Source organism: Cytobacillus oceanisediminis 2691 (assembly GCF_007678455.1).
Classification (GTDB): domain Bacteria; phylum Bacillota; class Bacilli; order Bacillales; family Cytobacillaceae; genus Mesobacillus; species Mesobacillus oceanisediminis_A.
In genome coordinates, this window is sequence record NZ_VEEP01000009.1 from 154,316 (window position 1) to 172,539 (window position 18,224).

Annotated in this window: 19 protein-coding genes; 4 read left to right on the forward strand and 15 right to left on the reverse strand. The window is 42.0% G+C overall.

The window, feature by feature from the left end:
* Positions 1–52: 52 nt before the first annotated feature.
* Positions 53–1,885: a DNA ligase D gene (locus FS736_RS17915; RefSeq protein WP_144480041.1), complete on the forward strand. Its 1,833-nt coding sequence runs from the start codon at positions 53–55 to the stop codon at positions 1,883–1,885.
* A 46-nt stretch (positions 1,886–1,931) separates the two neighbouring features.
* On the opposite strand, the gene dapF is transcribed toward FS736_RS17915, so the two are convergent.
* From dapF to FS736_RS17955, 8 genes are all read right to left on the reverse strand, one after another.
* Complete coding sequence (gene dapF, locus FS736_RS17920; protein WP_144479799.1) at positions 1,932–2,912, reverse strand: diaminopimelate epimerase; 981 nt, start codon at positions 2,910–2,912, stop codon at positions 1,932–1,934.
* A gap of 163 nt (positions 2,913–3,075) precedes the next feature.
* Positions 3,076–3,405 carry a four-helix bundle copper-binding protein gene (locus FS736_RS17925; RefSeq protein WP_144479801.1) on the reverse strand — a complete coding sequence of 110 codons (330 nt, stop codon included), beginning with the start codon at positions 3,403–3,405 and terminating at the stop codon, positions 3,076–3,078.
* A gap of 87 nt (positions 3,406–3,492) precedes the next feature.
* Positions 3,493–4,284 carry a hypothetical protein gene (locus tag FS736_RS17930; protein WP_144479803.1) on the reverse strand — a complete coding sequence of 264 codons (792 nt, stop codon included), beginning with the start codon at positions 4,282–4,284 and terminating at the stop codon, positions 3,493–3,495.
* A 187-nt stretch (positions 4,285–4,471) separates the two neighbouring features.
* The gene (locus tag FS736_RS17935; RefSeq protein WP_144479804.1) at positions 4,472–5,860 is read right to left on the reverse strand and encodes a S8 family peptidase; all 1,389 of its coding nucleotides are present in this window, start codon (positions 5,858–5,860) and stop codon (positions 4,472–4,474) included.
* Positions 5,861–6,134: 274 nt separating this feature from the next.
* A complete protein-coding gene (locus FS736_RS17940; RefSeq protein WP_144479806.1) occupies positions 6,135–6,914 on the reverse strand; it encodes an ABC transporter permease in 780 nt (259 codons plus the stop codon).
* Positions 6,911–7,819 carry an ABC transporter ATP-binding protein gene (locus FS736_RS17945; RefSeq protein WP_144479808.1) on the reverse strand — a complete coding sequence of 303 codons (909 nt, stop codon included), beginning with the start codon at positions 7,817–7,819 and terminating at the stop codon, positions 6,911–6,913. Before FS736_RS17945 ends, FS736_RS17940 begins: the two co-directional genes overlap by 4 nt.
* Positions 7,819–8,019 carry a PLD nuclease N-terminal domain-containing protein gene (locus FS736_RS17950; RefSeq protein ID WP_144479810.1) on the reverse strand — a complete coding sequence of 67 codons (201 nt, stop codon included), beginning with the start codon at positions 8,017–8,019 and terminating at the stop codon, positions 7,819–7,821. Before FS736_RS17950 ends, FS736_RS17945 begins: the two co-directional genes overlap by 1 nt.
* Before the next feature lie 113 nt (positions 8,020–8,132).
* Positions 8,133–8,453, reverse strand: coding sequence for a DUF4870 domain-containing protein (locus FS736_RS17955; RefSeq protein WP_144479812.1), 321 nt, complete (start codon positions 8,451–8,453; stop codon positions 8,133–8,135).
* Between the two features lie 367 nt (positions 8,454–8,820).
* On the opposite strand from FS736_RS17955, the gene FS736_RS17960 reads away from it, so the two are divergent.
* Positions 8,821–9,945: an amidohydrolase gene (locus tag FS736_RS17960; RefSeq protein ID WP_144479814.1), complete on the forward strand. Its 1,125-nt coding sequence runs from the start codon at positions 8,821–8,823 to the stop codon at positions 9,943–9,945.
* A 272-nt stretch (positions 9,946–10,217) separates the two neighbouring features.
* The gene (locus FS736_RS17965; protein ID WP_144479816.1) at positions 10,218–10,778 is read left to right on the forward strand and encodes a GNAT family N-acetyltransferase; all 561 of its coding nucleotides are present in this window, start codon (positions 10,218–10,220) and stop codon (positions 10,776–10,778) included.
* A gap of 139 nt (positions 10,779–10,917) precedes the next feature.
* Here FS736_RS17965 and FS736_RS24420 read toward each other — a convergent pair whose 3' ends face one another.
* Both FS736_RS24420 and FS736_RS17970 read right to left on the reverse strand, forming a co-directional pair.
* The gene (locus tag FS736_RS24420) at positions 10,918–11,082 is read right to left on the reverse strand and encodes a hypothetical protein (RefSeq protein ID WP_186326839.1); all 165 of its coding nucleotides are present in this window, start codon (positions 11,080–11,082) and stop codon (positions 10,918–10,920) included.
* A gap of 497 nt (positions 11,083–11,579) precedes the next feature.
* Positions 11,580–12,353, reverse strand: a complete 774-nt coding sequence (locus tag FS736_RS17970) for an SDR family oxidoreductase (protein WP_144479818.1) — start codon at positions 12,351–12,353, stop codon at positions 11,580–11,582.
* A gap of 171 nt (positions 12,354–12,524) precedes the next feature.
* Here FS736_RS17970 and FS736_RS17975 point away from each other — a divergent pair, with 171 nt between their 5' ends.
* A complete protein-coding gene (locus FS736_RS17975) occupies positions 12,525–12,998 on the forward strand; it encodes an Hsp20/alpha crystallin family protein (protein ID WP_144479820.1) in 474 nt (157 codons plus the stop codon).
* 227 nt (positions 12,999–13,225) lie between these two features.
* On the opposite strand, the gene FS736_RS17980 is transcribed toward FS736_RS17975, so the two are convergent.
* From FS736_RS17980 to FS736_RS18000, 5 genes are all read right to left on the reverse strand, one after another.
* Complete coding sequence (locus tag FS736_RS17980; protein WP_144479822.1) at positions 13,226–13,969, reverse strand: CAP domain-containing protein; 744 nt, start codon at positions 13,967–13,969, stop codon at positions 13,226–13,228.
* 364 nt (positions 13,970–14,333) lie between these two features.
* Entirely contained in the window at positions 14,334–14,801 is a 468-nt protein-coding gene (locus FS736_RS17985; protein WP_144479824.1) for a FixH family protein, read from the reverse strand.
* A 103-nt stretch (positions 14,802–14,904) separates the two neighbouring features.
* Positions 14,905–16,305: a sensor histidine kinase gene (locus tag FS736_RS17990; protein ID WP_144479826.1), complete on the reverse strand. Its 1,401-nt coding sequence runs from the start codon at positions 16,303–16,305 to the stop codon at positions 14,905–14,907.
* Positions 16,302–16,982 carry a response regulator transcription factor gene (locus tag FS736_RS17995; RefSeq protein WP_144479828.1) on the reverse strand — a complete coding sequence of 227 codons (681 nt, stop codon included), beginning with the start codon at positions 16,980–16,982 and terminating at the stop codon, positions 16,302–16,304. The genes FS736_RS17990 and FS736_RS17995 overlap by 4 nt, the downstream gene beginning before the upstream one ends.
* A gap of 4 nt (positions 16,983–16,986) precedes the next feature.
* Positions 16,987–17,952, reverse strand: coding sequence for a YncE family protein (locus FS736_RS18000; RefSeq protein WP_144479830.1), 966 nt, complete (start codon positions 17,950–17,952; stop codon positions 16,987–16,989).
* Positions 17,953–18,224: the final 272 nt, after the last annotated feature.

Genomic DNA, 18,224 nt, shown 5'->3' on the forward strand with positions numbered 1-18,224 from the left:
GCACTCAATCAGGAACACTATAAATATGACCGAGGAAAGGATGGGAAAAATGCTGAAACCGATGCTCCCAACACTTGCATTTGAAGCACCCCGGGGAGATGGATGGCGTTACGAAGTCAAATATGATGGTTTTCGTGCGCTGTTGACATGGGATCATGAATTGGAATTGACAAGCAGGAATGGAAAGGCGCTGCTGCCTTTGTTTCCGGAAATCGCTGACTTTCTGCTGGGTAATAAGGAGAAGTTCGCGCCCTATTTACCGCTGACTTTTGACGCTGAACTAGTTTACCTGGAAAACCCGTTCAAGGCGAACTTCGGAGCCATCCAAATCAGGGGGAGAATGAGATCCCAGGACAGAATCAGGACAGAATCAGCGAGGAATCCTTGCAGGCTGATGGTTTTTGACCTTCTTAAAATAAAAGGCAAAAGTTTGGAGGCTGAAAGTTACCAAGACAGGCGCAATCAGCTCAGCACTTTATTCACTGAACTTGAGTTGCCTCAATCCCCAAACCCTAAATATCCGGACCTTTTACAGCTTGTCGGCAGTGAAAAAAATCTGGATAGCGTATGGGAAAAAGTTGTCATTTATGATGGAGAGGGAATCATTGCGAAGCAAGCCAATAGCAAATGGGAGGAAGGAAAGCGTACAGAGACATGGATAAAAACAAAAAACTGGAAATATGTATCCTGTTTTGTGACTGCATATGAAAAATCGAATGGTTATTTTTATATCTCTGTTTATAAAGGAGGGGAATTATACCAAATAGGCCTGGTGATCTTTGGATTTAAGCCTGAGGAAAAAAATGCCCTTCATCAAATCATCAAGCAGAACAAAAGCGGAGAAGACCACCAATTCATCTATGTAGAGCCCGCGATTTGTCTGGAGGTAAAATACCTTGAAGTTTATGAGGATCAGCTTCGTGAGCCTCATTTCCATCAATTCAGGTTTGATTTAACTCCATCTGCCTGTACGTATGATAAATTCGTTCTCCAGCAAAAGAACTTGCCCCCGGATATCGAAATCACGCATCCTGACAAGCCGCTTTGGGAAGATCCGCCAATCCAAAAGATTGACTATATCCATTATTTGAGGGAAATCTCGCCCTATATGCTCCCTTTCCTTCAAGACAGGCATTTGACGGTGATCCGTTTTCCGCATGGCATGTTTGGAGAAGCCTTTTACCAAAAAAACGTTCCTGACTATGCACCGGAATTTGTTCAAACCTCAAAATGGGAAGGCATTGAATATATTGTCTGCAATAATATGAAGACCCTTTTATGGCTGGGGAACCAAATTGCAGTTGAATTTCACATTCCTTTTGAGACAATCAATAGCAAAGGACCAGAGGAAATAGTCTTTGACCTTGACCCTCCATCCAGGGAATATTTTCATCTGGCAATTAAAGCTGCGATTGATATTAAGGAAGTTCTTGATGAATTGAAGCTGATCAGTTTTATAAAAACATCTGGCAACAAGGGGCTGCAGATTTACGTTCCGCTTCCTACAAATGTATACAGCTATCATGATACAAGATTGTTCACCGCATTTATCGCGAACTATCTCGTCTCAAAGGATCCTGATTCTTTTACGATTGAGAGGCTGAAAAAAAACAGGGGAAATAGGCTGTATGTGGATTATATACAGCATGCTGAGGGTAAAACGATTGTCAGCCCCTATTCCGCCCGCGGAAAATCTCATGCAGGAGTGGCGACACCGCTCTTTTGGGAAGAAGTGACTGAGGATTTGAAGATTGAAGATTTCCATCTGGGGGCGATCATCGAGCGTGTAAAGAGATTAGGCTGCCCATTCCGGACTTACTTTGCTGCAAAAGCCGAACAGGACTTTGAACCAGTTTTAGACGTATTAAAAAAGAAAAAATCCTGAAGGTGGTCTTCAGGATTTTTCAGGTTTATGGATATACATATCCCTCTTAAAATCTGCTGAGATACTTTTTGGCATGCTCCTGCAGCTTTTCATATTGCAAATCTTCATTGAAGTCTTCCTGTTCAAGAATCTCTGTAAGGATTCCATCGGCATTAAAATCAATATCGATCTGGGCGGAGTACACAAACGTGGCATTGCCAATCAAATCAATGGTGAAGGTTTCACCTTCTTTATGGACTGCACACTGTACCATTCCTCCATTGTTGTACACATCTATTGGCTGATCATACTCATTTTCATTCATCAGGCATGTAACAAGAGTTGAGGCTGACATAGCTGTGCCACAGGCGTTTGTGTAGCCTACTCCCCTTTCAAAAGTCCTGACAAAAATGCTTCCCTTTTCCAGCAGTCTGATGAAGCTGACATTAACACCATCAGGAAATAAATCGTTTGGCTGGTTTAATTTTTCACTTAGCTCAGTCTGCAGATCAGAATCCAACTGGTCTTTGCTGACAACGGCTGTTAGGTGCGGATTAGGTACAGCCAACGCGGTAAATGTTAATTCTTCTGACAATGCGGGGATCCTCTCCTGGATGAGGGTATCCTGATCCAAATTTAATGGCAAATCGTTCAAGTCAAAGGTGACCGGAGAAATTTCCACTTGATAGGTAGGAATTCCACTGAAGACTTCTTCATGCTTCCTGACCTTCAGATTAGCCTTCATCGTTTCAATGACCGCTTCATCCACTCCCAGCTTCTCGCATACATACCGGCCTGCACAGCGAAGTCCATTTCCGCACATGGATGCTTCAGTGCCGTCCGAATTAAAGATGCGATATTGCGCATCTGCGACCTTGCTGGGACGGATGAACAGGATTCCATCTGCCCCCAATGAGTTTTCCCGGTCACATAGCGCCAACGCCAAATCACGCCTTTTAAAATCATCAAATTTATAGTTGCGGTCACTTTCATCTATCAGTAAGAAATCATTATTCGATCCATGGCATTTAATTAAATCAATTAACATGTTTACGCCCCCAAAATCCTTCGTTATATTACAAGATGCCATAAATATCCGAATTGTTCAATAGACATGCTATCTTGCAGCACTTTATCAATCCTGCTCCTGCCCTTTTTAGGCAGTCCTAAGCAAAAAAAATGACCAGCATAGCAGCTGATCATTCCAATGATTATGACGCAATTTTTCTGCATTCTTCTGCGCAATTAAAGCATGCTTCCGCACATTTTTGGCAATGTTCATGATCATGCTTTTTACATTCATTGCCGCAGGCTTCGCAAATATCCGCACATAAACCGCAGATCTGGTTGACGAAGTGGCTGTTGGTCTGCATCGCTGTCACTGCCATGCCGCAGATTTCTGCACATTCTCTGTCCATCCTGATGCACTCAGCCATCATTTTTACATTCTCTTCCTTCAGGCAGGAATCAAAACATACATTACAAGCTTCGATACATTCAATACAAGCCTGAATACAATCCTGATATTGCTGGTTTACCATATTCCAACCTCCTTTTGTTTCCTATCTATCTGTAACCTGATAGAAGGTTGGATAAACGAAAAAAAAAGAAGTGGAATAATTTTCAAACTAGTGATCGTAATACATATAGCGAATAGCAAGGGCAGCAAATACTGTCAGCCGCTCTTCCTGGCTCAAACTATAATCGAAGGCAAGTACTGGTGTATTTGCCTCTTTAAAATATTGGGTCCACTCAAGGGGCATCCAGCCTTTTTGAAGCCTTGCCGCGACCTCCCCTTCTTCCCGTACCAACTTAATATCATTATACAGACCGGAGGATTCTTTTACTCTCAACTTTTTTCCGTTCTTAACAAACGCTATGCCAGCAACTCCCGGCTGCTTTTTTCCCGGATAAAATAAGCCGGTGATTTCCCCTTTTTGATCCCGTAATTTCATCCTTTTTCCCTCTTCGTCCAGGCTTCCTTGCATCCTTCCATGGGAGTCATAAATTCCGATCCGTTTCCTTATTTTTTTATCAGCAAAATCAGGGATAAACCACCTGTATTTCCTAACTTTGACTTCTCTCATTTCCCCAGCAAGCATGCCATCAGGAGTAAAAAAAAACATCTTTAAAGCGGGTGCCGGGGCAAACGCCAAAAGAAGGCTATTATGCTCGAAAAGTTGCTTATCGTCATAGAAGGGAACAGGTATTGGTGTCACGTCCGTCTTATTTTTATACAATACAAAACCGATATAATGGATAAGGCTTACAGCCAGAAATGGAATCGAAACAAGAAATAGAGGCAAATCCCAGGAAAAAACCAGACTGATCGTTAAAGTTACCAAAAGGATCCCTGCTGATATGATAGAACCGTTTAAATTAATATAAGCTTTTTGTTGGTAAAACTCCCGGATACTCATATCTATTCTCTCCTTGAAGAAAATCTACTTCGTCATTCTATGTCTATTAATCAAGGAGGACAATCATGCTAGGTTTTTCTGATGAGTCAATTTGTTATGCAAGAGCCGTGCTGTTCAAAGCTAGTAAAAGGGCGTGATATCTCAGGTGAATAAAAAACAGACAGGAATCCCTGTCTGCCCAAATCTCTTATTTCAATTTCAAAGCATTTACTGCATTAATTAAACCATGTCCTGCATTTTCATCGTATCCTGGCTTGAAGATATCTTCAGCAGAATTTTGGATGATTGCTTTTACTTGTGCAGGAGTAAGCTGGTCCTTGCCGTGCTTTGCGATTACTACACCTGCAAGAGCCGCAGTTTTCGGTGCAGCCATTGAAGTTCCGCCCTTACCGCCGTATGCGTGGCCAACGACATTTTTATCAGCATCAAGTACTGGCACTGTACTCCATGCAAGATAGCTATTATCTCTTCCTGCCCCTGTTGAAGGATCATAGTTTGGTCCAAGGTCTCCCCCTGGAGCCATCACATCGATTTTACCAACTCCATAGTTAGAGTAGAAGGCAAGATTCTTCAAAGCACCGCCGGCAGAAACCCTGATCATTGTCTGGCTGCTAGGACTTCTGTGGGTCGCCCCGTTGTCATCACCTGACAATTTCCCCGGACTGCTTAGATTGACAGCATTGTTCCCCGCTGAACCGACAACCGTCACACCGTTTTTGATCGCGTACTGAATCGCACGATTGAACAATTGCACATCCGCTACAATGTCTTTTGTTGCATATGCAGGATCCTGGAACCAGTCATATCCTCCCAGGGACATGTTAACTACGTCAACATTATCGTCCGCGGCTGTCATCAGTGCCTCGGCAATATGGGAGGTTGCTGCTCCGCCTGTTGGCCCGAACACCCGATAAGATGCCACTTTAAGATCTGGACCCACGCCCAGTGCTCTTCCTTTAGCGGCAATTGAACCAGCAACGTGGGTACCATGGCTATTCTGGTCGATTGGATCATCATAGCCAGGAACGAATGACTTTCCTCCGGCATAATTGTCTTTCAGATCTGGGTGATTGTAATCAATTCCGGTGTCGATTACACCAACAACAATATCTTCCCCGTCTGCAGATAAGCCAGTTCCGCCTGGAAGTTTCCAGGACTCGCCATCATTCGTCACCTGCTTGATATCCCACATATATTTGTTATAAATGTCTGCTCCTTCAGCAAAATCTTCCGCCGTTAATGTTTCACCATCAATCGTTTGTTCTGGATAAACGGTATTCTCGACTCCCGCCCCCAATACAAGGGATGATTTTTTCACATCGTTCAGGAAGTTAGCATTTTTCGAAGTGACCTCAACCGCTCCAAGCTTGTCCAGCTTATCTTCCACTTTTCCGCCAGCTTTTTTGATTGCATCTGCATAGCCTGCAGGAAGTCCCTGTTCATCTTTAAAAACGACAAGGTATGTATTTTCTGTATTCCCTTCTGCTTCTCCTTTTCCAACACCTGCATTAAAAATGGTTGCTGCCCCTAAGAGCACTGCCAATGTTCCTGCATAAAGCTTTTTTCTTGTCGACATATTACCCCTCCTTTTTATCTTAATTTTCATTGTATTCAATCACTTAACTTTAGCAATCTAATGATTTCGACAAGGAAAGGAGGACTTCACGGGGTATTTTAGGTCTTTATCTCTATATTTTTCCAATTATTATATAAAAAAATCATAGAAATGTGTTGAAAGAAATATTTTTTTCTAAGGTCTGAATGATATTTTTCGACAACGCGAAATGAAAAACAGTTCTTTTGTACTAGAATTAAATCAACTAAAAAAAGACCTGGCCAGTGACCAAGTCCTAATTCGCTAGTTCCTTTTTCTTAAAAATGTAGATTGCCAGGCTCAAGAATAAAATGATCATTGTAACGGTTAAGCCTGCAGCCGGCCAAACATGTTCTGACCAAGAATCAGCAATCAATCTCTCGGACGCATAAGAAAAGAGCTGCGTAGGGCTCCATTCTATCAGATGCTGGAAAGATCCTCCGATCATCGTAGTAACAAATACCGTTACAAGGACTGTCACCGCAGCAGCCCCAGGATGGATAAACGCAGCACTGCATAAAATTAAGAAAGACAGTACAAGAACGAGCCAAAGGGAGTATAAACCAACTACCTCCATCAGGCTGCTGAAAGGCAGAAACTCGAATAGAACACCAGTATAATACCAGCTTGCCAACATCCCTAGGAAGAAAGATAGAATGATTAAGATAAGGGCTGCTGTCCATTTGGAAGTGATATAGGCGACATACGAAACAGGTTTGACAAGGATCAACTGGGCAACGCCGCTTTTTCGCTCGCTGGAAACCGTTCCCATAAATGAGAGTACAATAAATAATACTCCGAGCATTTGATACTCTCCAAGGCTCATGATGAATACCTCTTCAGGAGACGGCACTGGCATTTCAAAAACCGCTCCCTCGGGAAGGCCGCCTGACGAACTGATGATTTCAGGTAAATAATAGGTGGTCACCGGATCCAGTACCCCAAGCAGAATAAATGCAAGCGGCATCCAGATCCATTTGTAGTTTCTGGCCATTTCCAGGAATTCTTTGTTTAAAAGCGTGAACCACTGCTTCATTTTTGCACCACCTTCATGAACACATCTTCCAGGCTGATGGATCCTATTTCATATTTAATGAGCGGCCAGTTGTCTTTGCCTGCCTGGTTAAGGATCATATTCTTAACGGCTTCCAGATCTTCCGTAAATATACTTGCTTTATATCCATCTGTTTGAATGGAAGTGATTTTCTCCTGGCCGGAAAAGGAATCCAGGAACCCTTTTGCTTCCCGATTAAATACAAGGTCAATTTTGGACTGATGATATTTCTCCCTGAATTCCTCCATTGTCCCCGATTCGATCATTTCACCATTATGCAGGAACAAAATGCTTTCACAAACCTCTTCCGCATCATTAAGGATATGGGTGGAGAATAATACGGTTGCATCCCTCTTCAGCCGATCCAGCAGCTCAAGCACTTCTCTTCTCCCGAAAGGATCAAGCGCTGATACTGGTTCATCAAGCATGATCAGCTTTGGCCGGTGGATGATTGCCTGGGCAATTCCTAGCCTCTGTTTCATCCCGCCGGAAAACTTGCCGATTCTCCTGTTTTTTGCATCGGTTAAACCCACAAGCTCGAGAAGTTCTGCTGACCTTGCCTTAGCTTCCTTCGCTTCCAATCCTGATAACTTTCCGACATATTCCAGGAATTCCCTGGCGGTCATCCAGTCATGGAAAACAGGATGCTGCGGGAGATAACCAATCATCCGGCGATGATCATCTCCATGCTTTTCTCCCTCAAATACAATCCTTCCTTTTGTCGGTTCAAGTAATCCGGAAATCATCTTTAATGTAGTTGTTTTCCCTGCTCCGTTAGCTCCGATCAAAGCTACACATTTTCCGGTTTCCAGTTCAAAATTCAGCCCCTTTATCACTAATAAATCCTTGAAGCTTTTTTCAAGATTTTCAACACGGACTAAGGCCATTACTGATTTCTCCTTCCAATCACGAAGTACAAGATTGGCCCGATTATATTAATCAACAATATGATCACTGCCCATAGCCATTTTGGTCCATTTGTTTTTTCTATTCTTATCAAGTCAACCAGCGCAACAATCAATAAAATAACCTGAATGACCAGTATAGGTGCAATTAGTGCCCAGTTCACATCAGCTAAAAATTCCATTCTGAAACCCCCTCATTTGTTTTACATTCATAAGACGGATGAGAAGAAAATTCGTTCAAAAAAACAAAAAATAATCCGGCAGTATTTATGCCGGATCCATTAAAATCTTTATACTACAAAATCCTGAAAATGAATGGAATTCGATATTCCTGCCCTTCGTAAGCCTTTATTGCACCTACAATCGTGAATACCATGGCCATTATCCCGATGATCCACAACATAAAGATCCCTATCAGCAGGATGACGAGAATTCCGCTGATAATTCCATATACTGTATAAGAAATGAAAAAGTTCATATATTCCCGTCCATGGTAATCAACATAGCTTGAATCATCTTTCTTCACAAGCCAGATAATCAGCGGTCCCAAAAACGCGGTTAAAAAACTGATCAAATATATTCCAGCAGCTAAGAGCCGTTCATCATTTTTTGGCATAGTCTATTCCTCCTGATACTCTTATAGTTAACTGTACGAAATGGCCGTAAAAAAGTTTCATGATTGCCGAACTTTTTCATTATAATGAATGTTAAAGGTCTTTATTTTTGTTTCTGATAAAGCCAAAATGTGACTTTTACACCCTGTTGATTGTAGTGGAAGGCGCGAAGACTCTTCGAAAATGCTAAGGCATTTACTTCGTGTGTGGGCAGGTTCAAGGAAGAATTGCTTATGAAAAAGACGGCAGTTGGTCTTTTTCAATTCTTCCAGCGGAAAACGAAGCGCCAGGAACGAAAATCAACAGCCTTGTTTAACAGAGCCTTATTTTTAAAAGATGCAAGAAAATAAAAACAGGATAGGATGGAATATGAACAGGATTTTATTGAAAAATGCCAATGTAATCCCAATCACTTCTGAACAAAGATCAAATTGTGATGTTTTGATAGAAAAAGGGAAAATATCCAGGATCGAAGAAGATATCCCCATCGCATCAGGGGATGCGATTATAGACTGCTCCGGGAACTTCCTGCTTCCAGGCTTCATTGATGTCCATACCCATCTTGGTCTCTACGATGAGGGAACGGGGTGGGCAGGTAATGACGCCAACGAAACAATTGAGCCGATGAGTCCTCATGTACGGGCGATAGATGGTGTTTATCCGCTCGATCCTGCTTTCAGTGATGCCCTCAAATATGGGATTACCACAGTGCATGTTATGCCGGGAAGCGCAAATGTGATTGGCGGTACTACATCTGTCATCAAAACTGCTGGAAAAAACATCAAAAACATGATTATCCAGGAAACGGCTGGCTTAAAAATCGCACTTGGTGAAAACCCCAAGCGCATCCACAGTATGGGCAATAAAGATTCAATCACCCGGATGGGAATCATGGGGATGCTGAGGGAAGCATTTTATGAAGCGATGCATGCCGACAATCCAGATTCCTTGAGAATCAAGCCCATCATTCAAGCTTTGAAAAGGGAGATCCCAGTGAGGGTTCACGCCCATCGAGCTGATGATATCATGTCAGCAATCAGATTTGCCGATGAATTCAACCTTGATTTGCGGATTGAGCACTGTACAGAAGGACACTTGATAGCTGAAGAGCTGGCAGGACTTAATTTAAAAGTTTCTGTCGGACCCACCCTTACCCGCCGGTCAAAGGTCGAACTCAAGAATAAGAGCTGGAAAACTTATCAGGAATTGACCAATCAGGGTGTTGAAGTATCTGTAACGACCGACCACCCATATACACCAATCCAGTACTTGAATCTGTGTGCCTCTATCGCAGTCCGTGAAGGTTTGTCCGAACAAAAAGCACTTGAGGGCATCACGATTTTGCCTGCACGTAATTTACGGGTTGACCACCTTGTCGGCAGTATTGAAAGCGGGAAAGACGCAGATTTGGTCTTATGGAATCAGCATCCGTTCCACTATAGCGCCAAACCAGTATGGACTATGATAAATGGCAAAATTGTTTATCAAAAATAGTCGAAAAACAGTGTAGATTTTTGGCAAAAATACGCAGAAAAAAAAGATAAAAAACCTATTTGCTTTTTTGCGATTATCCTGTAATATACTTCTTGGAAATAAAATTTAATAAAGCAAAGTGATTAGGGAAGGCAAATGGTGCGCCACCAGTATCCTGGTTCTAGTGGGTTCGATTCCCACCCCGAAATTTTTTAGCAACTTACAAAAAATTTCGAGGGTGGCCGTACAGTACATTCGTACGGGACAGGACTGCCCTGTGTGGAGGGATACAAATGCTCAAGAAACGCGATCTTCATGATTGCCACGAATTATTTGAGCTGATGGCGCATCCGGATGTCTTCCCTTTTGTGCGTCAAAAGGCCAATTCATATGAAGAATTCGTCTTCATTACAAAACAAACGATTGAAGCTGATGAACAGGGTGAACTGATATCCCGTACCATTCTTGACGAATGGGGTGCTCCAATCGGCACAATCAATCTGTACGACATTCAGGAAGGCGCAGGATTCTTAGGTACTTGGCTGGGCAAGCCATACCATGGAAAGGGCTATAATAACTTGGCAAAGGATGCCTTTTTCCAGGAATTATTTTATGAACTGGGGATTGAAACTATTTTCATGCGAATCAGGAAAGTGAATATCCGCTCCCTCAAAGCGGCAGAAAAACTGCATTATATTGTGAAAGCAAACGATACTCGAAGAAATATATACGAACAACTTAATGCTGCCGGAGAGGTTTATGATCTTTATGAAATTCCTAAAGATCAATATACCCTTTACCTGAAGAGGACTGTTCCACAGGAAGAGGAAGCCGTACAATTGCTGGAAGCATAACAGAAAACGCCCTTTTAGGGCGTTTTTATTTTGTCCTGGAATTCTATTCTGGATGGCAGTATGCAATGATCTTTAGATTACTGATAAGCGGGAAAAGGATTGCCTTTTTCATCTTGCACTGTTTTAAGGACTCCTTCCGTCAATTAAACGGATCCTGAATTTGCGATTCTTCATGTTCATATAGTGAGGCTTCTGATAAGAACGCCTCCAATTCTGCATCTGTCAGTGTCTCATAACGTCCATCATCAAAAAAGATTTGTGTCTGATTCGGGTTGATCCTATTCATATTGAAACCTATTCCCATCTCGTTCACCTCAATAAATAAACTAAATCGCAATAATAATTAGATAATTTAAACCGACTTGAATTTGTTTGTTATTAGCTTTCCCATCAATCATTTCCTTATTCATAGGGACTGTTAAACATGGCTGTTGATTTTCGTTCCAGGCGCTTCGCTTTCCGCTGGAAGAATATGAAAAAGACCAAAGGCCGTCTTTTTCATAAGCAATTCTTCCTTGGGGCTGGCGCTGAGCCTCCTCGTCGCTTTGCTCCTGCGGGGTGCAAATGATTCCTCACGTGAATCATTTCACCTAGGTCTCACCTGACCAGCTGCGCCCGCAGGACATTGATTTGGCTTCCTTGAACCTGCCCACGCACGAAGGAAATGCGTTAGCATTTTCAAGGAGTCTACGCGCCTTCCACTACAATCAACAGGGTTTAAAAATCAACTTTCAGCTTTAACTGAGACTATTCATAAAACAGCAAAAGCCCTGGTTTGCCCAGAGCCTTTTCTGTCTAAGATTATTCCCGAAAGATTTTCCCCAGGACATCTTTACCGCCTGTTATCGGAATGATGCTCCCGGTAATGAAACTGGATTGTTCGTTTGCCAGGAAACTGATCACTCTGGAAACATCCTCTCCCGTACCAGGTCTTCCTACAGGGACAGTTGGATCGACATTATGAAGGGAATCTTCGATTGCTTTCTCCTTCCATTCACCAACGATGTCTCCAGGACAAACCATATTTGCGGTAATTCCATTCTCCGCTTCTTCTAAAGCAATGGTTTTTGTCAATGATGCCAAACCGGATTTAGCAGCTGCGAACGCAGACCTGTAAATCCATCCGGGAGCAGATTCGACCCTGTCAAAACCAACCGTTATAATTCTCCCCCATTTCCGCTTTCTCATTGAGGGGATAATAAGATTAGATAAATAAAAAACAGCGTTCAAATTTCCATTTATGATATAATTCCACTCATCAATGTTATACTCCCCCATTTTTTTCCTTTCAGAAACATATGGACCTGCATTATGAACGACTATATCGATGGCGGGAAATTCCTTTAATGCTTGGGAAACAATTTGTCCACAAGCCTCATATTCCGTAATATCACCTTGAATGCAAATATTCCTTGTTTTGTACATTTCTGTCAAATAGGCAGCAAGTTCTTCTGCTTCATTTTTGCTGTTCCGATAATTTATGATCGTGTTGACCCCTTCGGCAGCAAGCTGCTGGGCTGTCCGCCTTCCTATTCCGGCCGCACCACCGGTAATCAAAGCAGTTTTATTTTCCACAACCTGTACTCCTCATCTTCATTAGACTACTTATCACTATACTAAAAAGAAGATGGCTGTTTTGCAACTTTTAACTTTTAAGGAGAAATAAATCACACCTTTTAACCGCTGGGCATCTGCCTGCATATATTATACATATCGATGATGGGCTGTTTGAAAGGCGGGATATAATTGTTTCCATGGAATATGTTGCCGTTCGATAAAAATTCACAAAGAAAGTTTCTGGAGATGAAACCTGAAGAAATCGAAAACTATGTTCAGCAAATGATGGGTAAAATGCTCCAGCCAGATATGAAAGGGATGTTTAAGCCTGAAGAGTGGTTAAAAGGAATGCAGCAACAAGACGCTTCACCATCAGACAAACCGACAAATAAATTGAACGCGGAAATTTTCGAAACCCATGACTTTGTATATGTAAGGGTGCCTCTAAAAAATGACACATGGCTGAATCAAATGAAAATGTTTTATACTTCAAATCAGGTAATCATTGAACACATACCTGACTTCTCTGATAAACACACAATTGTGTTGCCAGCGACAGTGAAGCGCAAGGGTGCATCCGCCACCCACCGGGATGGAGTATTAGAGCTTCGGCTGCCCAAGATTGTCGATCTCCAGTTTTCCGAAATCGATATTTCGACTTAACGAATAAAAAGCGTAAGCGCCTCGTTCAGCCCCGACAAGCGCTGGAGGGCTGACCGGTGAAGTCGTTCTTTGACTTCATTGGGCGGACCGAAGCGACTCGAGGGGCTAGGCGCTGGAGCTGGATTAAGAATCCCACATGTAGTAATACTCAACTAAACAAATTTATAATTTACTAAAAAACAAAAAAAGAACAGCCATTTCAGGCTGTTCTCCTTTTGTATATTGAATTACTTGCCGATGAACATTTGAGTCCAGTAATTGCCGTTTGCTACATGACCTACACCGATGTGAGTGTAGCTTGAGTTAAGAATGTTGGCACGGTGGCCTGAACTGTTCATCCATGCTTTCACTACCTCTTCAGGTGTTGGCTGGCCCATAGCGATATTCTCACCAGCTGAGCGATATGTGATGCCAAACTTCTTCATCATATCAAATGGTGAACCATAAGTTGGGCTTGTATGGCTGAAGTAGCCCTTGCTTTGCATATCACGGGATTTTTCCCTGGCAACTTTGCTCAATTCCGTATCAAGTGCAAGTGGTTTTAAACCGTTCTTAGCTCTCTCCTGGTTTGTCAGCTCTACTACTTTTTGTTCATAAGCACTTACAGCTGAGGAAGCTGGTGCTTTAGCGGCTACCTGTGAAGGAGACTTTGCAGGTTCCTTGACTGGCGCAGGAGCCGGTGCTTTCGCAGGCTGCTGAACTTTTGCAGGTTGAGGAGCTTCTGTTTGCTTCTGGTCATTCTTTTGAACTGGTGCTGCTTGCTTTTGAGCTGGCGCTGCTTGTTTCCAAGAGAATTGATAATTCTTGAAATACTTTTGCATAATAGAATCTACATTCAGATCGTTGAGATTCCCGCTTTGGTAATAGTAAACCTTTGTCTGTATAGTTGATGCATCTGCTTTATTCATAACTGGATTAGCAGCGAATAATGCTGCAGCTGCTGCTACTGAAAAGATCAATTTCTTTTTCATTCCCCAATTCCTCCCGAAATAATGAATTTTTTTTATCTCTCGCTTACAAACTCATCATATCATGGCTTTTTTGTAATAAATCTGGTCTTAAATGGAAATATTACTATTCTATCAAAATATAATTTGAAATATATTCCTGCACCGCATTTTAAAAGGGTTTTTAGGAATTTTCATCTAGGCACAATTAACCATATTTTTATTTAATAACCATCCTCACCTCAAAAAGGAAAAACAAAGTTATTGACACTTTTTTTATAAAGCCTCATTCTTTACTTTTTTTTCAACCATATTACAAACGTTAAAAGTGTTACACTGATATCATTGGATTTTGGCTCAAAAAAAAAGCGGCAACTGCCGCTTAAAATCAGTGTCCGCTCTCTTCTTTATTATGTTCATCCTTGTCATCCATTTTCATGTCAGCAGAGTTGCCCTCTTCCGGCTCACTTGGATTGCCGACTACAAATTCGATTTTTGGCATGTTATGCATACGTCGTGCCGTGACATGAGAAATAATATAGTAGGTCCCTTCTTCTTCAAAAGACTTCTTCAATCGATATACTCCATTTTCAGCATGGTTTACTACAATCTTTTCATGGTCCTCTGACTGAGAACGCCAGATTTCAAATTTAACCTCTTCCGCATCTTCTACTTCTTCCGGTCCGTAAGAAACTTTGGCCTCAAATGTAATCTCTTCACCTTTCTCCGCTTTTTCAGGATTGGCAGTGAGATCGACTTCTAAAAATTGCGGCTCTTCTTCAGCTTGATCTTGCGTACAAGCCGTTGCAAACAGTCCCAGCAGAACCACCATTATTGTTGTCCATAATCGTTTCATTCTTTTTACCCCTTAATTAAGATTAATACAGTGATATCCTAGCCTTAAAATGTGTTGAAAGTATGAGCTAATTATAATCAAGATATGTCATTTTGGACGATGATCATTTTATTACCGGAAAATAGAGCTTGATGGTTGTGCCTTTTCCAAGCTCGCTCGCAATTTCCATCTTTCCATCATGGAGCTTCACTAATTTATCAACGATGGCAAGACCTAGGCCTGTTCCGCCATCTGCTCGAGACCTTGCCTTGTTCACCCTGTAAAAGCGATCAGTAAGCTTGGCAATATCTTCAGCTGGTATCCCAATACCGGTGTCTTGGATTTCAACTTTGCAGCCAAATGAATGTTTGTTCAGCCTGATTGATATCATTCCATCTTTTTCAGTATAGCGAATGGAGTTGTCAATGATGTTCTGAAAGATTTGTTCCAGTCTGCCTTCATCACCATTGATGATAATATCCGGATCCAGATCAAGCGACAGGCTGATATGTTTTTCGTTCATTGCCGGCTCATACTTAATGATAAAATCATCGATAAGCTGCGCAAGCGAAAAAGGGCTTTTGACCAGCTTGTATTCTTCCGCATCCAGCCTTGAAAGATCAAGCAGGTCCTCAACAATTTTAACCATCCTGGCAGATTCTCTGTTGATGAGTTTTAGGTATTTATTTCTTTCTTCAGGATCTTTGATTATCCCAGCTTCCATTGCTTCACTATAACCTTTGATATAGCTGATAGGAGTCCTGAGTTCATGGGATACATCAGCCAGGAACTCCCTCTTTTTTTCATCCTCTTTTTGGACAGACTCTGACATATGGTTAAAGGCCTTTGCAAGCTCGCCAATCTCATCATTCGACTGAATATCCACACGCGCCGAATAATCTCCATCAGATACCTTTTCAGCTGCCTGCTTCATTGCTGCGAGAGGCCTCGTAAGCCGGTGAAGCATTTTAAAGCCAAGGTAGGCAGCTATTACAATGAACACTACTCCACCAATTAGCCAGAGAAATGAAAAATCAACGGTTAGTTCGGAAATTTTGGCTAGCGGGACGTAAAGGTATATAATCCCTTCAAGTCTGCTATTATCAAGAAGAGGAATGGCAACAGCAAGTATTTTCCGGCCGAACCTCTCTTCAAAACCAGATTTCAGTACAGGCTCACCTTCCAAAAGCTGCTCCCGTTCTTCTTGTCCGATAAGCGTCTCATAATCGATTGAATAGGGCAGGCAGGCACTTAACTCCTTGGGATTGCTGACAAGAAAAACCTCTGATTCTGATTTTTCATTGTACCATTCCACTTGCTGCCTCATTTCATCTGTCAGTGGTCCGCCCTTATAGTCGCTCGCAAGCCGGTTACCTTCAGCCATTAACGATTCTTCGACAATATCGACATAAAGTTTCTCGTAAAATAGGTAAGATAAGAAAAACGAATATAATACGGTAATCAAGATTGTCGCTGTAACCGTCAGCCATAGCTTTTTAAATAGGCTGTCTGAAAAAGAAATCATCCTGCCGGCACCTCGAACTTATATCCGACTCCCCATATAGTTTGTATATAGTCACCTGTACCCAGTTTCATTCGCAGTGTCTTAATATGTGTATCCACCGTTCTTAAACTGCCATGGTAATCCATACCCCATACATATTCAAGCAGTTGTTCCCTGCTCAGGGCCTGGCCCTGGTGTTTGACGAGAAAGACGAGCAGCTCGAATTCTTTGAGAGTCAGTGGAACAATTTCACTGTCTACACTAACTCTTCTTCCCTTTTTATCGATGGTGATTTTCCCCAGAATAACTGTCTCATCTTCATTCTTAACGAAAGATGTCCTTCTTAACAGCGCATTGATTCTTGCTACCAGCTCACCTGGACTGAATGGCTTGACGATATAATCATCCCCTCCAAGCTGGAGGCCCTTCACTTTATCCCATTCTTCTCCTTTTGCTGATAAAAATATAATCGGCACTTGTGAAAAAGCGCGTATTTTTCCGCATACCGCAAAGCCATCCTCAAATGGCATCATGATATCAAGAATGACCAGGTCGAATTTCTGTTCTTTCAGCTTCCTCAATCCTTCCACACCATCAGCTGCATGAACACATGTAAAACCTGAGTTTTCCAGATACATTTGAACGAGGTTACGCATATCCTCTTCGTCATCAATGATCAGAACATTTACGGGATTCATCCTGTTATCTCTCCCTCGTAACTATTTGAAAGGGGCCATCGCCGACTTTCAGCGTTTTTTCAATCGATAAGTTTTCGGGGTTGATGATATACACCTCGTTGCTATCATAACCGGCAACAATCAGCTTATCTTCAAAAACCTCAATTTCAAAAGGATTGGCACCTACCTTGATCGAATCCTTCTTTGTCCCTTCCCCTGACAATTTATACAGCGTATTGGATCCATGGCTCAAAACAAAAATATTGTCTTCATTCTTGGTAAAATCCACTGGCATTACAGGAGCTGGTATTTCTTTTTTTAACGTCCCGTTTTTTAGATCATAAATGTGTATTCGCTCTTCAATTTGGGTTCCTTTGCCATGCCCGCCAATCCATAGCTCATCTTTTCCTGTGCTCATGATTGCCCCTGCTGCTGCAGGATGAACTTTAAATCCAGGGAGCCTTTCTTTATTCATCAAATCGATAACAGTAAGCATATCCTGGTTATAGCTGATCACATAAAGTTTGTCTTCCGCTTCAAGGAGTGTCAAAGGGTCTTTCTCCGCCCTGACCTCTTTCACTTCTTTCCCGTTAATATCAAAAAAACGGATGCTTTCCCTGTTTTGATCAGCAAAGGCTATTTCCGTTCCGTCACTAACTAATAAAGAATTTACGATCCCTTCACCTGTTTCCCAGGAATCGATTTTTTCCCCTTTGCTTAATGAATAGAGATCGACCGTTTCCAAGGTTTTTCCGTAAAGCAGGAGAGTGTCCCCATCAGGCAGGATCATTCCGCCTATATATGGACGGTCAACCCTCCAATCAGGCAATTTTTCCTCTTTATCCATATCATAATAAGAAATGGTCATTTCTTTTATGTTCACTGTAGATATAATAGAAGAATCTTTTGGGATTGGTTCATATGATTCGAAAGAACAGGCAGATAACAAAACAGTGAAAACCACCGCTGCCAACAAATAGGTCCGCTTCATAATTAACTCCTTTTCTTCCACTAGTATCTCACATTATTATATCTCTAATTTGTGATAAATCTATGAAATCGAACGTATCTAATCCTATTTACGTCATGGTCTTGATTACAGAACAAAAAGCGCAAGCGCCTTGTTCAGCCCCGACAAGCGTCTCGAGGGGCTAGGCGCTGGAGCTAGACTAAGACACCCATATGTAGTTATCCACATAAAAATGCTTTTATAATTTCCTATAGAATAAAAAATAGAGACAGCCATCGCCGTCTCTATTGCTG

Excerpts from the sequence above, each read along its gene's own strand:
- dapF (WP_144479799.1), bottom strand. The coding sequence starts at position 2,912 with ATGTTAATTGATTTAATTAAATGCCATGGATCGAATAATGATTTCTTA.
- FS736_RS17925 (WP_144479801.1), bottom strand. The coding sequence starts at position 3,405 with ATGGTAAACCAGCAATATCAGGATTGTATTCAGGCTTGTATTGAATGT.
- FS736_RS17930 (WP_144479803.1), bottom strand. The coding sequence starts at position 4,284 with ATGAGTATCCGGGAGTTTTACCAACAAAAAGCTTATATTAATTTAAAC.
- FS736_RS17935 (WP_144479804.1), bottom strand. The coding sequence starts at position 5,860 with ATGTCGACAAGAAAAAAGCTTTATGCAGGAACATTGGCAGTGCTCTTA.
- FS736_RS17940 (WP_144479806.1), bottom strand. The coding sequence starts at position 6,914 with ATGAAGCAGTGGTTCACGCTTTTAAACAAAGAATTCCTGGAAATGGCC.
- FS736_RS17945 (WP_144479808.1), bottom strand. The coding sequence starts at position 7,819 with ATGGCCTTAGTCCGTGTTGAAAATCTTGAAAAAAGCTTCAAGGATTTA.
- FS736_RS17950 (WP_144479810.1), bottom strand. The coding sequence starts at position 8,019 with ATGGAATTTTTAGCTGATGTGAACTGGGCACTAATTGCACCTATACTG.
- FS736_RS17955 (WP_144479812.1), bottom strand. The coding sequence starts at position 8,453 with ATGCCAAAAAATGATGAACGGCTCTTAGCTGCTGGAATATATTTGATC.
- FS736_RS17960 (WP_144479814.1), top strand. The coding sequence starts at position 8,821 with ATGAACAGGATTTTATTGAAAAATGCCAATGTAATCCCAATCACTTCT.
- FS736_RS17965 (WP_144479816.1), top strand. The coding sequence starts at position 10,218 with ATGCTCAAGAAACGCGATCTTCATGATTGCCACGAATTATTTGAGCTG.
- FS736_RS24420 (WP_186326839.1), bottom strand. The coding sequence starts at position 11,082 with ATGGGAATAGGTTTCAATATGAATAGGATCAACCCGAATCAGACACAA.
- FS736_RS17980 (WP_144479822.1), bottom strand. The coding sequence starts at position 13,969 with ATGAAAAAGAAATTGATCTTTTCAGTAGCAGCAGCTGCAGCATTATTC.
- FS736_RS17985 (WP_144479824.1), bottom strand. The coding sequence starts at position 14,801 with ATGAAACGATTATGGACAACAATAATGGTGGTTCTGCTGGGACTGTTT.
- FS736_RS17990 (WP_144479826.1), bottom strand. The coding sequence starts at position 16,305 with ATGATTTCTTTTTCAGACAGCCTATTTAAAAAGCTATGGCTGACGGTT.
- FS736_RS17995 (WP_144479828.1), bottom strand. The coding sequence starts at position 16,982 with ATGAATCCCGTAAATGTTCTGATCATTGATGACGAAGAGGATATGCGT.
- FS736_RS18000 (WP_144479830.1), bottom strand. The coding sequence starts at position 17,952 with ATGAAGCGGACCTATTTGTTGGCAGCGGTGGTTTTCACTGTTTTGTTA.